General features: G+C 69.5%; 18 protein-coding genes. 9 read left to right on the top strand and 9 right to left on the bottom strand.

Features of this window, described 5'->3' with window-relative positions:
- Positions 1-138 precede the first annotated feature (138 nt).
- From ACWCPF_RS01310 to ACWCPF_RS01300, 3 genes are all read left to right on the top strand, one after another.
- Positions 139-984 carry a helix-turn-helix domain-containing protein gene (locus ACWCPF_RS01310; protein WP_451042894.1) on the top strand — a complete coding sequence of 282 codons (846 nt, stop codon included), beginning with the start codon at positions 139-141 and terminating at the stop codon, positions 982-984.
- Between the two features lie 67 nt (positions 985-1,051).
- Positions 1,052-1,399 (top strand): hypothetical protein, encoded by a 348-nt coding sequence (locus tag ACWCPF_RS01305; RefSeq protein WP_451042893.1) that lies wholly within the window; start codon positions 1,052-1,054, stop codon positions 1,397-1,399.
- Positions 1,396-1,653, top strand: a complete 258-nt coding sequence (locus tag ACWCPF_RS01300) for a hypothetical protein (protein WP_451042892.1) — start codon at positions 1,396-1,398, stop codon at positions 1,651-1,653. Before ACWCPF_RS01305 ends, ACWCPF_RS01300 begins: the two co-directional genes overlap by 4 nt.
- Positions 1,654-1,762: 109 nt before the next feature.
- Here ACWCPF_RS01300 and tuf read toward each other — a convergent pair whose 3' ends face one another.
- From tuf to ACWCPF_RS01275, 5 genes are all read right to left on the bottom strand, one after another.
- Complete coding sequence (tuf, locus tag ACWCPF_RS01295; RefSeq protein ID WP_351903814.1) at positions 1,763-2,956, bottom strand: elongation factor Tu; 1,194 nt, start codon at positions 2,954-2,956, stop codon at positions 1,763-1,765.
- A 164-nt stretch (positions 2,957-3,120) separates the two neighbouring features.
- Complete coding sequence (fusA, locus tag ACWCPF_RS01290) at positions 3,121-5,247, bottom strand: elongation factor G (protein ID WP_451042891.1); 2,127 nt, start codon at positions 5,245-5,247, stop codon at positions 3,121-3,123.
- 39 nt (positions 5,248-5,286) lie between these two features.
- Positions 5,287-5,757 carry a 30S ribosomal protein S7 gene (gene rpsG, locus ACWCPF_RS01285; RefSeq protein WP_030788318.1) on the bottom strand — a complete coding sequence of 157 codons (471 nt, stop codon included), beginning with the start codon at positions 5,755-5,757 and terminating at the stop codon, positions 5,287-5,289.
- A 3-nt stretch (positions 5,758-5,760) separates the two neighbouring features.
- Positions 5,761-6,132, bottom strand: a complete 372-nt coding sequence (rpsL, locus tag ACWCPF_RS01280; protein ID WP_003948652.1) for a 30S ribosomal protein S12 — start codon at positions 6,130-6,132, stop codon at positions 5,761-5,763.
- A 269-nt stretch (positions 6,133-6,401) separates the two neighbouring features.
- Positions 6,402-7,379: a glycosyltransferase family 2 protein gene (locus tag ACWCPF_RS01275; RefSeq protein WP_451043109.1), complete on the bottom strand. Its 978-nt coding sequence runs from the start codon at positions 7,377-7,379 to the stop codon at positions 6,402-6,404.
- A gap of 253 nt (positions 7,380-7,632) precedes the next feature.
- On the opposite strand from ACWCPF_RS01275, the gene ACWCPF_RS01270 reads away from it, so the two are divergent.
- A complete protein-coding gene (locus tag ACWCPF_RS01270; protein ID WP_451042890.1) occupies positions 7,633-8,913 on the top strand; it encodes a hypothetical protein in 1,281 nt (426 codons plus the stop codon).
- Positions 8,914-8,972: 59 nt separating this feature from the next.
- On the opposite strand, the gene ACWCPF_RS01265 is transcribed toward ACWCPF_RS01270, so the two are convergent.
- The 3 genes from ACWCPF_RS01265 to ACWCPF_RS01255 are packed head-to-tail and all read right to left on the bottom strand — an operon-like array spanning position 8,973 to position 10,175.
- Entirely contained in the window at positions 8,973-9,164 is a 192-nt protein-coding gene (locus ACWCPF_RS01265) for a hypothetical protein (RefSeq protein ID WP_451042889.1), read from the bottom strand.
- Entirely contained in the window at positions 9,161-9,859 is a 699-nt protein-coding gene (locus ACWCPF_RS01260; RefSeq protein ID WP_451042888.1) for a hypothetical protein, read from the bottom strand. The genes ACWCPF_RS01265 and ACWCPF_RS01260 overlap by 4 nt, the downstream gene beginning before the upstream one ends.
- Positions 9,852-10,175 (bottom strand): WhiB family transcriptional regulator, encoded by a 324-nt coding sequence (locus ACWCPF_RS01255; protein ID WP_451042887.1) that lies wholly within the window; start codon positions 10,173-10,175, stop codon positions 9,852-9,854. Before ACWCPF_RS01255 ends, ACWCPF_RS01260 begins: the two co-directional genes overlap by 8 nt.
- A gap of 236 nt (positions 10,176-10,411) precedes the next feature.
- On the opposite strand from ACWCPF_RS01255, the gene ACWCPF_RS01250 reads away from it, so the two are divergent.
- The 5 genes from ACWCPF_RS01250 (at position 10,412) to ACWCPF_RS01230 (ending at position 13,287) form a co-directional block, all read left to right on the top strand.
- Positions 10,412-10,921 (top strand): helix-turn-helix domain-containing protein, encoded by a 510-nt coding sequence (locus ACWCPF_RS01250; RefSeq protein ID WP_451042886.1) that lies wholly within the window; start codon positions 10,412-10,414, stop codon positions 10,919-10,921.
- 314 nt (positions 10,922-11,235) lie between these two features.
- Complete coding sequence (locus ACWCPF_RS01245; RefSeq protein WP_451042885.1) at positions 11,236-11,649, top strand: hypothetical protein; 414 nt, start codon at positions 11,236-11,238, stop codon at positions 11,647-11,649.
- Between the two features lie 173 nt (positions 11,650-11,822).
- On the top strand, positions 11,823-12,425 hold the full coding sequence (locus ACWCPF_RS01240) for a phage tail tube protein (protein ID WP_451042884.1): 603 nt from the start codon (positions 11,823-11,825) through the stop codon (positions 12,423-12,425).
- A 92-nt stretch (positions 12,426-12,517) separates the two neighbouring features.
- Entirely contained in the window at positions 12,518-12,808 is a 291-nt protein-coding gene (locus tag ACWCPF_RS01235) for a hypothetical protein (protein ID WP_451042883.1), read from the top strand.
- Between the two features lie 116 nt (positions 12,809-12,924).
- Positions 12,925-13,287: a hypothetical protein gene (locus ACWCPF_RS01230; RefSeq protein WP_451042882.1), complete on the top strand. Its 363-nt coding sequence runs from the start codon at positions 12,925-12,927 to the stop codon at positions 13,285-13,287.
- A 40-nt stretch (positions 13,288-13,327) separates the two neighbouring features.
- Here ACWCPF_RS01230 and ACWCPF_RS01225 read toward each other — a convergent pair whose 3' ends face one another.
- Positions 13,328-14,332, bottom strand: a complete 1,005-nt coding sequence (locus ACWCPF_RS01225) for a hypothetical protein (RefSeq protein WP_451042881.1) — start codon at positions 14,330-14,332, stop codon at positions 13,328-13,330.
- Between the last annotated feature and the right edge of the window lie 24 nt (positions 14,333-14,356).

The following is a 14,356-nucleotide window of genomic DNA, read 5'->3' as shown; positions in this document are numbered from 1 at the left end:
TATGCCAACTCGGGTGGATTCAGGGCGGGTTGTCTGCCTTACGCTCAGCGCAACACCACCGCAGACATGCGACGGCCCCCGCCGGGACTGCAATCCCAGTGCGAGGGCCTGACCACCGAGGAAGTTCGGAGCTTCCTGATGGACACCGAAAACCCTAGCGCGCCCCCGTGCGCCGAGTCCCGCATCCCGGGCAAAAACCACCCCGACGCGGCTGGACTCACCCACGAGAACGCCCGCCACACCGAACGCTTCACGGTGATCGGCAACCACCTCGCCCAGCACCGGGAGCTGTCGCTGCTGGCGATCGGCCTGGCCGTGCACCTCCAGTCGCTGCCCAAGGGCGTCCGCGTCGACATCAAGACCCTCACCGCCCGCTTCCCCGAGGGCGCGACCCGCATCGCCGCCGCCCTGCGTGAACTGGAGACCCACGGCTACCTGCGCCGCGAACGCAAACGCGTCCCCGACGGCCGCATCATCACCCGCACGATCTCCTGTAACCGCCCCGGCCACCACGACCGCCGCCCGGCAGTCGGCCACGCCCCCGAGAAGCACCCGGCGAAGCGCCCGGCGGCACCCCGCAAGGCCCTCCCCGCCGTACCGCAGCCGGGCTACCGGTCTCCCACACTCCTCCAGTCCGCCACCGACCTCCTCGCCGGCCTCCGCCGCCACGACCCCCGACTGCTCCTCTCCGCCACCGACACGGAGCACCTCGCGCCCGGCGTGGCCGCCTGGCTGGAACGCGAGGTCACCCCCACCGACGTGCGCGACGCCCTCACCGCCGACCTCACCGCCGACCTCCCGGACGCCCCCCTACGCCGCCCGGCCGCCCTCCTCGCCCACCGCCTGGCCGCCCAGCTCCCACCCCTGCCCCCCTACCGGGCCCCCGCCACCCCACCGGACCCCCGCCACCCCCTCCGAAACTGCAACGGCTGCGACCGAGCGTTCCGCTCACCGACCCCAGGACTCTGCCGTGACTGCCACTGAGGCCGTTCTGTCCCGTTCTCTGCACTCAGGCCGGTTAGTCTGGCCGCGGCACCGTCAGGAGGACACCATGAGCACTCAGGCCGACCACGGGCACGAGCTGATCCCCCGTCCCGAGCAGACTCCTGACGCCCTGCGCGCAGCCCTCGCTGTCGTTGCCCCAGGCCGCCTGAACGAGATGCAAGCCACGAAGGACGAGGCCTTTGCCAAGGCGGTCGAGTGGCAATCGCTCAGCCCGGTACAGAGCTGGGTCCTGATCTGGGCCAAGGAGATCGAGATCGCCCGCCGCCCGGAACTCTCCACCCGCTACAGCCAAGCGAAGAACAATCTCGAGCACGAGGACCCGATCATCGCGCGGGAAGCCCTCCGCGAGCTGAGCGCCGTGCTCGCCGAGGCCCTGAAAGCAGTTCGCGAGTGAGCTGGAAGTGGGAGTACGCCTTCGCCGCCGAAGAAGCCGCCCGTACTGTCCCTGCAGAGTTCCTCACCGCCGTGGAACACAAGGCCGACGAACTCGTCAGAGCGGCCGAAGCCCTCCACGTTCACGGTCGGGCCCATGAGGAGATCGACCCGAAGGGCGGCGAAATCATCGTCTCCGGCGGCTGGTTCGGTTACCAGGTCGTCGTCCGCAGCGAACGCGTCTACATCGTCCAGATCATCTATCTGGGTTTCTGAACCTGCTGCCAGGGACGCGTGCGCACGCGAAAGGGCCCGTACGACCGGAGTCGTACGGGCCCTCTCAGGTGCTCAGCTCAGGCTGGAGCCACCAGGTCGATCACCGGAACTACTTGGTGATCTTGATGACCTGGCCGGCGCCGACCGTGCGGCCACCCTCACGGATGGCGAACTTCAGGCCCTCTTCCATCGCGATGGGCTGGATGAGCTGCACCGACATCTCGGTGTTGTCACCCGGCATGACCATCTCGGTGCCCTCGGGGAGGGTCACAACGCCCGTCACGTCCGTCGTACGGAAGTAGAACTGCGGACGGTAGTTGTTGAAGAACGGCGTGTGGCGGCCACCCTCGTCCTTGGACAGGATGTAGGCCTGCGCCTCGAACTCGGTGTGCGGGGTGACCGAGCCCGGCTTGATGATGACCTGGCCGCGCTCGACGTCCTCGCGCTTGATGCCACGGAGGAGCAGACCGACGTTCTCGCCCGCCTGGCCCTCGTCGAGCAGCTTGCGGAACATCTCGATACCGGTGACCGTGGTGGTGGTCTTCTCGGTCTTGATGCCGATGATGTCGACGGTCTCGTTGACCTTCAGGACACCACGCTCGATACGGCCGGTGACGACCGTACCGCGACCGGTGATCGTGAAGACGTCCTCGATCGGCATGAGGAACGCCTTGTCGACGTCGCGCTCCGGCTGCGGGATCGACTCGTCGACGGCGGCCATGAGCTCCAGGACGGTGTTCGCCCACTCCGGGTCGCCCTCGAGCGCCTTGAGCGCGGAGACCTTGACGACCGGCAGGTCGTCGCCCGGGAACTCGTACTCGGAGAGGAGCTCACGGACCTCGAGCTCGACGAGCTCCAGGATCTCCTCGTCGTCCACCATGTCGGCCTTGTTCAGGGCGACGACGATGTACGGAACGCCGACCTGGCGGGCCAGGAGCACGTGCTCCTTGGTCTGCGGCATCGGGCCGTCGGTGGCGGCGACCACGAGGATGGCACCGTCCATCTGGGCCGCACCGGTGATCATGTTCTTGATGTAGTCCGCGTGACCCGGGCAGTCGACGTGCGCGTAGTGACGCGTCTCCGTCTGGTACTCGACGTGCGCGATGGAGATGGTGATACCGCGCTGGCGCTCTTCGGGAGCCTTGTCGATCTGGTCGAAGGCCGAGGCCTCGTTCAGGTCCGGGTACTTGTCGTGCAGCACCTTGGTAATGGCGGCCGTGAGGGTCGTCTTACCGTGGTCGATGTGACCGATGGTGCCGATGTTGACGTGCGGCTTAGTCCGCTCGAACTTCGCCTTCGCCACTGGGGTCCTCCTGGGAGTGGTTCTGGTACGCCTTACTTCATCGGCGCCAGGTGATCTTTGCTGTCAAAGCCCGGGCCCGGGGCACACACCCATGAACGGTGACGAACCTGGGTGGATGCCCCTAAGGCTCCGGAGTCAAGCCTAAAGCGTGTGAACGGAGTGCGTTACTCGCCCTTGGCCTTCGCGATGATCTCCTCGGCGACGTTCCGGGGAACCTCGGCGTAGGAGTCGAACTGCATCGAGTAGCTTGCGCGACCCGAGGTCTTGCTGCGGAGGTCGCCGACGTACCCGAACATCTCCGACAGGGGCACGAGGCCCTTGACGATCCGGGCGCCCATCCGCTCCTCCATGGCCTGGATCTGACCACGGCGGGAGTTGATGTCGCCGATGACCTCGCCCATGTAGTCCTCGGGCGTGGTGACCTCGACGGCCATCATCGGCTCGAGCAGCACGGGGCTGGCCTTGCGTGCGGCCTCCTTGAAGGCCTGCGAACCGGCGATCTTGAAGGCGAGCTCGGAGGAGTCCACCTCGTGGTAGCCACCGTCGAGCAGGATGACGCGCACGCCGGTCATCTCGTAACCGGCGAGGATGCCGAACTGCATGGCCTCCTGCGCACCGGCGTCGACCGAAGGGATGTACTCCTTCGGGATACGACCACCGGTCACCTTGTTCACGAACTCGTACGACGCGTCGCCGCCCTCGATGGGCTCGATCGCGATCTGCACCTTGGCGAACTGGCCGGTACCACCGGTCTGCTTCTTGTGCGTGTAGTCGACCCGGTCGACCGCCTTGCGGATGGTCTCGCGGTAGGCGACCTGCGGCTTGCCGACGTTGGCCTCGACCTTGAACTCACGGCGCATCCGGTCGACCAGCACCTCGAGGTGCAGCTCGCCCATGCCACCGATGATGGTCTGGCCGGTCTCCTCGTCCGAGTGGACCTGGAACGACGGGTCCTCCTCGGCCAGGCGCTGGATCGCGATGCCCAGCTTCTCCTGGTCGCCCTTCGACTTGGGCTCGATGGCGACCTGGATGACCGGAGCCGGGAAGTCCATGGACTCCAGGATCACCGGCGACTTGTCGTCGCAGAGCGTCTCACCGGTCGTGGTCTGCTTCAGACCCATGACGGCGACGATGTCGCCGGCGCCGACCGACGCGATCTCCTCACGCTTGTTCGCGTGCATGCGGTAGATCTTGCCGATGCGCTCCTTCTTGCCCTTGACGGAGTTCAGCACGGCAGTGCCGGACTCCAGGCGGCCCGAGTAGACCCGGACGAAGGTGAGCTTGCCGAGGTGCGGGTCGCTCATGATCTTGAACGCCAGCGCCGACAGCGGCTCGTCGTCGGACGGCTTGCGCTTGACGACCTCTTCCGCGTCGTTCACGGCGTGGCCCTCGATGGCCTCGACGTCGAGCGGCGAGGGGAGGTAGCGCACGACCGCGTCGAGCAGGGGCTGAACGCCCTTGTTCTTGAACGCGGTACCGCAGAACACCGGGGTGACGGTGGTGTCGGCGGACTTGCCGGACGCGATGGTGATACGACGGATCGCGGCGTACAGCTGCTCCACGGAAGGCTCCTGGCCCTCCAGGTACAGCTCCATGATCTCGTCGTCGTTCTCGGCGACGGTCTCGACGAGCTTGCCGCGGTACTCCTCGGCAGCCTCGGTGTGGGTGGCCGGGATGTCGACGACGTCGTACATCTCGCCCTTCTCCGCCTCGGCGGACCACACGAAGGCCTTCATCGTGACCAGGTCGACGACGCCCTTGAAGTCGGCCTCGGCACCGATCGGCAGCTGCATCACGATCGGCTGCGCGCCGAGGCGGTTGCTGATCATGTCGACGCAGCGGTGGAACTCCGCACCGGTCCGGTCGAGCTTGTTGACGAAGCAGATGCGCGGGACGCCGTAGCGGTCCGCCTGACGCCACACGGTCTCGGACTGGGGCTCGACACCCGCGACGCCGTCGAACACCGTCACGGCACCGTCGAGCACGCGCAGCGAACGCTCCACCTCGACGGTGAAGTCGACGTGGCCCGGGGTGTCGATGATGTTGATGGTGTGGTCGACGTCGTCGAGCGGCCAGTGACAGGTGGTGGCAGCAGAGGTGATCGTGATGCCACGCTCCTGCTCCTGCTCCATCCAGTCCATGGTGGCGGCGCCGTCGTGGACCTCACCGATCTTGTAGGAAACGCCGGTGTAGAACAGGATCCGCTCAGTGGTGGTCGTCTTGCCCGCGTCGATGTGGGCCATGATCCCGATGTTGCGGACCTTGGCCAGGTCAAGTGAAGTGGTAGCCATAAGGCTTTCGTCTTCTCTCGGTCTCGTCGTGGGTAGCGACTACCAGCGGTAGTGCGCGAAGGCCTTGTTGGACTCGGCCATCTTGTGGGTGTCCTCGCGCTTCTTCACAGCGGCGCCGAGGCCGTTGGACGCGTCGAGAAGCTCGTTGAGCAGGCGCTCGGTCATGGTCTTCTCGCGACGGGCGCGGGAGTAGCCCACGAGCCAGCGCAGAGCCAGGGTGCTCGCGCGGCCCGGCTTGACCTCGACCGGAACCTGGTAGGTCGCGCCACCGACACGGCGGGACTTGACCTCGATGGTCGGCTTGATGTTCTCGAGAGCGCGCTTCAGCGTGATGACCGGGTCGTTGCCGGTCTTCTCGCGCAGGCCCTCCATGGCGCCGTAGACGATGCGCTCGGCGGTGGAGCGCTTGCCGTTCAGCAGCACCTTGTTGATGAGCGACGTGACAAGAGGAGAACCGTAGACCGGGTCGATGATGACCGGGCGCTTCGGGGCAGGGCCCTTACGAGGCATTTTTTACTTCTCCTTCTTGGCGCCGTAGCGGCTGCGGGCCTGCTTGCGGTTCTTGACACCCTGGGTGTCGAGGGAGCCGCGGATGATCTTGTAGCGAACACCCGGCAGGTCCTTCACACGGCCACCACGCACGAGCACGATGGAGTGCTCCTGCAGGTTGTGTCCCTCACCCGGAATGTAGGCGGTGACCTCGATCCCGCTGGTCAGACGCACACGCGCGACCTTACGCAGGGCCGAGTTCGGCTTCTTCGGGGTGGTCGTGAACACACGCGTGCAGACGCCGCGGCGCTGAGGGGAACCCTCGAGTGCGGGCGTCTTGTTCTTCTCGACCTTGTCCTGCCGGCCCTTACGGACCAGCTGCTGGATCGTAGGCACTACGTCTCCGGTTTCTGTGTGCCGATTTGTAGAGCTAACCTGGAACATCTCCGACCCACGCGGTCGGGTGTGTCGAATCCGGCGGACTCCCGCCGCGAGGCGGAAAGAGGCGCAGATTGCGGTGGCCGCTCCTTAGGCCCCATGTGCGGTTGAAGACACGCACGAGGGCCAGGGCACACCCCAGGCACAAGGTCTGAGCGTACCTAGCGCACTGACTCCGGTCAAAACAAAAGCTCAGCGATCGACACGCCGGAGGTTTACGAGCAGGTTCACGAGCGCTGCCTCTGTCTTTGTGTTACCAGGGGTGACGGTTCCGCCCCCTCTGCCGTGTCTGCCGTGTCTGTCGCCTCTGTCGCGGTGTCGTGGCCGATGAAATACGTCGGACGGTTCTGTACGGCCGTGTAGATGCGGCCGACGTACTCGCCGAGCAGGCCCACACAGATCAGCTGGACCGCGCCGATGAACAGCACGCCGATGAACAGGGACGTCCAGCCGGGGACGGTGTGCTGGAAGGCGTGGGCGCTCAGGGTGTAGGCCATCAGCCCCAGGCAGACCAGGAAGGCGAAGCCGCCCAGCCAGGTCGCGATGCGCAGGGGCGCCGCCGAGAAGCCCGTGACGCTGTCGACGGCCAGCCGGATCATCCGGCCGAGCGGGTACTTGCTCTGGCCGGCCGGCCGCGGGGCGCGCTCATAGGTGACCTCGCCGCTGGGGAAGCCCAGCCAGGGCACCAGGAGGCGGTAGACGCGCTGCTGGTCCGGCAGGGCCTTCAGGGCGTCCACGGCGGCCCGGCTCAGCAGCCGGAAGTCACCGGCGTGGGCGGGCACGGACGGTCCGGCGAGCCGGCGCACGAGCCGGTAGTACAGGTCCGCCGTCCACCGCTTGAAGCCGCTGTCGCTGGCCCGGTCGGCACGGATTCCGTAGACGATGTCGAGGTTCTCGGCGCGCGCGAGCACGAGCATGTCGACGATCTTCTCGGGCGGGTCCTGGAGATCGGCGTCGATGCTGACGACATAGGCGCCGGCCGCCCGGTCCAGGCCCGCGGTGAGGGCGGCCTGGTGGCCCGAGTTGCGGCGCAGTCCGATGACGCGCAGTTCCGGCCAGCCGAGCCGGAACGCGGCCAGCAGCTCGGCCGTGCGGTCGGTGCTGCCGTCGTCCACGGCGACCACCTCGTAGCCGCAGCCGAGGCCCGCGAGGACCGGGCGCAACCGGCTGACCAGTGCGGGCAGGACCTCTTCCTCGTTGTACATGGGTATGACGACCGACAGGACGACCGACGGAACAACCGACGGGATCTGCTCCGCGGCCGCGGTCCTGGGTGCTTCGGCCACCCGTCCTCCCCCAAGCTGTGACGCACATGTGCGACGCTGTTGCGATCTTATGACCACACTCGTGGCCAACTCTTCTGACCAATTCTTCTGACCAGGCTTCACGATCATCACGATCACCCGGACCGCGGTGCCGCCCCGGGTGTCCGGTGATCGGCCGAGGGGGACCCCAGCGATGAGCACGGCTTCCAGCGAGACGGCGACGGGCTCCGCCGAGCCCGACGACGGGCCCGAGAAGCGGTCGCGGAAACTGCCCCGCCTCACCCTGCCGGACGGGCTACGACCGTACCTCGCCCCGCTGCTTCTCTACGGCGTCACGAAGCTCGTGGGGCTGAGCGTCTTCGCCTGGCTGCTGGAGTGGGCCGACGAGTACCAGAAGAAGAACCCGCGCTTCGGCGGCGGCGCCCACTGGTGGGACGTCCTCGCCACCTGGGACGGCTGGTGGTACCTCCAGGTCGCCGAGAAGGGGTACGACCCGGGCCCGCTGGAACCGCTCAAGCCCGGCGGGCTGTTCACCGTCCAGCAGAACTCGGTCGCCTTCTTCCCGCTCTACCCGGGCCTGATCCGGGGCACGTCCGAGATCACCGGACTGGGGCTGTACGGCTCCGGGATCCTGGTGTCCGTCCTGGCCTCCTTCGTGGCCGCCGCCGGCGTCTACGCCGTGATCTCGATGCTCGCCGGGGTGCGGGCGGGCACGATCGCGGCCGGGCTGTGGGCGCTGGTGCCCGGCGCGGGCGTCGAGTGGGCGGTGTACTCGGAGTCGGTCTTCGTGGCGATAGCCACCTGGTGCTGCTACTGCGTGATGAAGCGCCGCTGGGTGGCGGCCGGACTGCTCGCCTTCGTGGCCGGGCTCAACCGGCCGACCTCCGCCGCGCTCATCGGCGCGGTCGGGCTGGCCGCGATCGTGGCCCTCGCCCGGCGGGAGAGCAGGCGCGAGCACGGGGTGTCGGGACCCCTGTACGCGATGTTCGCCGCACCGCTCGGCCTGCTCACCTACGTCGTCTGGGTCGGCCTCAGCTCGAACGACCTCACCGCGTACTTCACGCTCCAGCGCGAGGGCTGGGCGCACTACTTCGACTACGGCAAGTACACGCTGGACGTGCTCGGCAACACGGCGGTCGGTCGCCACGACTACCTGTTCGCCTTCTCCGTCCCGGACCTCCTCGGCGTGCAGATCGTGCTGGCGCTGCCCTTCCTGATCGCGCTGATGCTGCGCAAGAAACCGCCGCTGGTGCTGGTCGCGTACACGCTGGCCAGCGTGATCACCGTGCTGGGAACGCAGCAGATGTTCGGCAACACCGGGCGCTATCTGCTGCCCGTCTTCCCGCTGCTGCTGGCCCCGGCGGCGGCGCTGAGCCGGCTGAAGTGGCCGAGCCTGGCGGTGTTCTTCGGGACGGCGGCGCTGGCCTCGGGGTGGTACGCGCACTATGTGATCTTCGAGTTGGGCATTCCGTAGCCGGAACGGGAGTCCCCCTGCGGACCGGGAGTCCCTTGCGGTCGGTGCTTCGGCTGCGGTCAGTGCTTGCCGCGGGCCGCGCGTTCGGCGGCGAAGACGTCCTCCAGCCGGAAGAGCTGGGCGCGGCCCGCCTTGCCGGCCGCCCTGAGGTGACCCAACTGGACCCACTTGCGAATGGTGGCGGGCGCCACACCGACCTCCTGGGCGGCGAGGGGGCCGGGGATGAGGGTGGGACGGTCGGGTCCGGTCATGCGCGCGCCCACTCCCCCTCGTCCCAGGTGTGGCGGTAGGCCGGGTCGTCGTGGCAGCCGCAGTCCGGTTCGGGGCAGCGGCAGGCCGGGTTGACGCACAGGACGGCCCCGCGGTCGGGGAAGGCCCGCAGCGAGACGGAGTCGCACCAGGGGCAGCGGCCGGCGACCCGTACGACGGTCTCGGTGTCGCCCAGCGCGCGGGCACAGCGCCGGGCCATCCGACGCATCTCGTCGCGCACGTGCGCGGCCAGGACGGGGTCGGCGGCGATCCGGTCGAGGAGGGACGCGATCCTGCGCAGCCGCTCGGGCACGGCGGCGCGGCGCGGGCGGGGCAGGCCGAGCCGGTCGCGTACGGCCTCCTCCAGTTCGAGCACGCCGTCGGTGATGTCCCGGATGGCGTCGGAGACGTGCAGGCGGAGCGGGGCCGCGCCGTGACCGGGGGCCACGAGGCCGTGCCGCTGCTGGAGCAGCAGCTGCTCCTCGCGTTCCGCGCGCAGCCGGGCGCCGAGGTCGGCCGGGGGCGGCGGTGCGGTGGGTCGGGGGGCGGGGGTGGTGCGGCCCGGGACCAGTTCCGTGGCCAGCTCGGGGAACTGCTGGAGGAGGGTGCTGATCCAGAGGGCGGCCTGGGCGGTGGGTCGCTCGTCGCGCTCGCCCCGCCCGGCGCGGTCGGCTCGGTCCTCGCGCGCTTCAGGCACGGGGGCCTCCCTGGACCGGGGGGTGGGCGAGGACGGCGGCCAGGGCCGGGGGCAGGAGATGCGCGGGCACGGGGACCGGGCGGCCCGAGCGCCACAGACGGCCGCCGCAGACGCCGTCGAACCCGCTCTCGGCCGGTGCGACGGCCTCCTCGCAGGCCCGGCGCACGGGGCAGTCGGCGCAGGCCAGGAGCGCGGGGGCGGCGTCCTTGGCCTTCTTGGAGAAGACGACCCGCGCGGGGAGCCCGGTGCAGGCGGCCGCGGACTGCCAGCGATCGGTCGAGGCGGGTGGGCGGGAACTCGTTTCGGGCATGGACATGGGACCCCCCTGGGTTCGTGAACGAGCCGTGCTGAGTGAACGTCCCTCCAGACTTACAGATTGCGTGCGCGCCCGCAACGAATTTCCGGCTGGTCAGCCTCCGACGACCTCCGTCAACCTCCTTCAAACCTCCACGAACGGCGCGAATTTTCCTCAGTGCTTGCACGAGAGCACGTAATTCCGCGCGCGCAAGCAAGCTAAACTCTTGCCCACCCCCGAAGGAAGAGAGAAGAACGATGACCAACCAGGGCTTGGACGCGTTCGCCGCGTGGGTCGAAGACCTCATGCGCGAACGCGGCTACGACATCGACAGTCCACGTGGCGGTGGCAAGTCGAGGATCGCGGACGAAGCGGGCGTGCACCGCGCCGCGGTCACCCGCCTGCTGCAGCGGCAGAGCATGCCGGACCTCGAGACCACGCGCCGACTCGCCCGCGTGCTCGGCGTGCCGGTCCGCGACATGCTCATCCGCTCCGGCCGGCTGACCGCGGAGGAACTGGCCGACCCCCACGACCACCTGGCCGCGCCCGCGACCAGCGCGGAGTTCGGCCGCCGTCCCACGCTGGAGGAGGTCGCCGACCTGCTGGGCGTGCCCGCCGACCGACGGGACATGTTCGTCAGGGTGGTGGAGCAGTTCCTGCCGAGTGAGGCGGAGACGGCCGGGCCGGGCCCCGGACACCGACCCGTCAGCGAGGACCGGCGGGTTCTGGTGGAGGCGGCGAAGGGCGTGCCCGTCGCCGCGGACTGACCTGATCCGACGCGATCCGATCGAAGGCCGTTCTGATGGACGAGCGCCCGTGGGCCGACGGGAGCTCCGTTCAACGGCCTGCCCTGGTCCGACTTCCCCTCCCGCACCTCCCCTCTCAACTTCCTCGCCGTTTTAGTTGCGTGCGCGCACGCTCCTCTGTCACAGTTGGTGCAGCGGCGGAGCTGTGCCCGCGAGCCCCGAGCGGGCCGCACCCGTCGCCGTACGCCGGGCCGAGGCGCCGTGCGCCTCCCCTTCCCCGCCCCCGCGCGGCGCCCGCCCGGCGACTTCCCTTCTTCCCGGCGAGGTGACCCGGCATGACCACACCCACCCCACCGAGTGCCTTCCCGGACGTCGAGGCCCTGGTCGTCGACATCCTGGAGGCCGACTCGGCGCTCTCCACGGCGCACGTCGCCGTCGATCCGCCCGAGAACTTCGACGGCACGACCGCCGCCGTCCTCGTCAACCGGCGGGGCGGCGCGTGGATCGGCGAACTCCACGTCGACCAGCCGCTGATCGAGCTGGAGGTGTACGGCCCGACCAAGCAGGCCGCGCACGTCCTGGCCAACTCCGCCCGCCGCGCGCTGCTGGCCGCGGCCGGAAACCGGTACGGCACGAACGTCATCACCGAGGTCGAGGAGCAGGACGGCCCGCGCTGGCTGCCCGACTACCTCTACTCCGCGGCCAACCGCTACGTGAGCGTTCTCAAGGTGTTCCTGGACGTCTACTGACATCCACTGATGTCCACTGACGTCCACTGACGTCCACCGCAACCCGCTCGCGCCTCGCGCCCCACAGACCGAAGGCCCCGCCGAACCGACGGCGGGGCCTTCGCCGTACCCGGACTGCTCCACCCCGGGGCGGCAGCACCACTCCCCATCCCTCTCTACAAGGAGATCCCTCCATGGCAGGCACCAATTCCTCCGAGATCCGCATCGCAGGCGTCGGCCGGCTCTACGTCGCCGCCGCCGACACCAAGGTTCCGACGACCTTCTCCACCGACCCGTCCACCGACTGGGCGGCCGGCTGGAAGAACCTCGGCTTCACCTCCGGTGAGGGCGTCACGTTCAGCAAGAAGGACAAGCTGGAGCCGGTCGACGTGTGGCAGGCCGTCAGCCCGGTGCACTTCGTGTACTCGGACCGCGACCTGACCCTGAAGTTCTCGCTGATGCAGTTCAACGAGGACACGCTGCCGTTCTTCATGGGCGGCGGCGCGGTGACCGCGGTCACCGGCTCGACCGGCGTCTACAAGTACGACATCGCCGACCGCCCGTTCTCCGACGTGCGCGCCCTCGGCCTGGAGTTCACGGACGTCCGCGCCGACGACGGGGCCACCGTGACGTACCGCTTCGGCGTCCCGCGCGGCCAGGTCACGGCGGCGGACGACATCAAGCTGGCCCGCAAGTCGGCGGCCCAGCTCGGCATCACCTACACGGCGATGGCCTCCGCCGACGGTTCGGCGCTGGCCAGCTTCGTGATGAAGGACGCCGCGTACGCCGCGTCCTGACCCACCGGGGTGGGGCGGGCGCCGACCCCGGCCGCCCGCCCCGCCCCGGGCCCCACCTTCTCTTCTCCCTCACCCAAGGAGCGCTCATCACCATGGCCCGTTTCGACGTCAACGCCGCCCGCGCCCAGCGCCTCGAAGCCCTCGGCCGCACCTGGTCGTTCGAGCTCGACGACGAGAGTTTCACCCTGCCCACGGAGCTGACCCGCGCCACCGCGAAGGCGCTGCGGGGGCTCGACGACAACGACGTGGACGGGCTGCTCGGGCTGCTCATGGGCGAGGAGCAGTTCGCCCGCTTCGAGCGGCACGAGGTCACCATGCAGGACATCGCCGCGATCCTGGAGGCCTACGGCAAGGAGACCGGGCTCGGCCTGGGGGAAGGCTGAGCCTCGTCGGGTTCGTCGACGAACACGCCGAGGCCCTCGAAGCGGACCTGCTCCGCTACTACGGGATCGACCTGCTCGACTGGCACCGCGAGCGCCTCTCCACGCGTCGACTCGCGGTGCTCGTCAAGCAGTTGCCGCGGGACAGCGCCCTGAACCGGGAGCTGCACGGCGAGGCCGCCGACTGGTCGGTGACGGACCACCTGCTGGCCGCCGCCGTGGACCATCTGGCGGCCGCGAACTGGATGTTCGCCTGCGTCAACTCGGAGGAGGGAGAGCAGCCGGAGGCGCCGACCCCGGTGCCCCGTCCGGCGGACGCGCCCGAGGGCGGCGAGGAGGACGAGGACGTCCCGTACCCCGAGTCCGACGAGGACTACCGGGACTACCGGGACCATGGGGACACCGCGACCGGCCGGGAGCAGAACGCGACCGCGCCGGACGGAACGCCGTCACCGGTCCAACTGGCCCGGTTCTTCGTCTGATTGCTCATCGGCTGATTGCTCTTCGGCTGACCGGCTCCGCTCAGCCCGATCCGCCGGAGCCGGAGCCGGAGCCGGAGCCCGAGCCCGAGCCCGACGGGCCGTTCTCCTCGTCGCGGCGTCGGCCGCCGGCCCGGCCCTCCAGTTCGTCCGCGAGGGCCCGGGCCTTGTCGGAGAGCCGGGGCCGGACGTCGTCACGGACGCCCGGCGCATCGGGCGGCGCGGGCTCCTCGGTCTGCCGCCGGCCCTTGTCCCGCCCGGTGGCTCCGAGGTCGCCGGGCAGGGCCAGCGGGGGCACGCTCGGCCGGCCGTTGCGCCGGACCACCGGCCGCCGTTCGGAGGGCGGGACGCGCTTCTCCCGCACCTCGCGGGCGGAGAGCAGAATCTCCCCCTCGGCGCCGGAGCCCGCCTCCGCCTCCCCCCGACCGCCGACCTCATCGTCGTCATGGCCCCCAGGGACCTCGTGGACCTCCTCCGCCGGAGGCCCCGGCGTCGACGTCGGCACTGGTGCCGGTGCCGGTGCCGGTGCCGGTGCCGGCAGTGGAGTTCCGTCCGCCACCGAGCGTTCCCGTTCCCCGCGCTGCTCGACTCGCGTCAGTTCGGACGGGGGGCGCAGCAGCTCGACATAGGGGAGCGGAATGACGTCGCCGCCCCGCTCGTCACCGCCCGCGCGCTCGTGCTCGCGCTCGCCCTCGGCCCGCCGGGCGGCCCGGCGCGGACGGCGACCGGTGCGGGCGTCCTCCTGGCCCTGGAGGTAGGCGGCGGTGATCCGCTCCTCGTACGCGCGGCGCACGGCGGGCAGCTGTTCTTCGACCACGTCGGCCCAGCCGGCGCTGTACGCGGCCAGTTCGCGCCGGTCGAGCTCGGCCCGGGGCAGGATCACCAGTTCGTCCGGCTCGTAGCCGAGACGCAGCACCAGCTCCGAGAGCCGGGCGATGAGATGCGGCAGATCGGAGGCTTGTTCGAGCCAGTCGATCGCATGCTGGTGCCGCACGTTGCTCGCGTCCCCGTCCACCCCGTAGGCCTTGCTCTCGTCCCCTGGCCCCATCGCGCCCCCCGCGCGAGGACGGCT

The organism is Streptomyces sp. NPDC001858, assembly GCF_053594615.1.
This window is presented reverse-complemented; position numbering and strand designations above follow the sequence as displayed.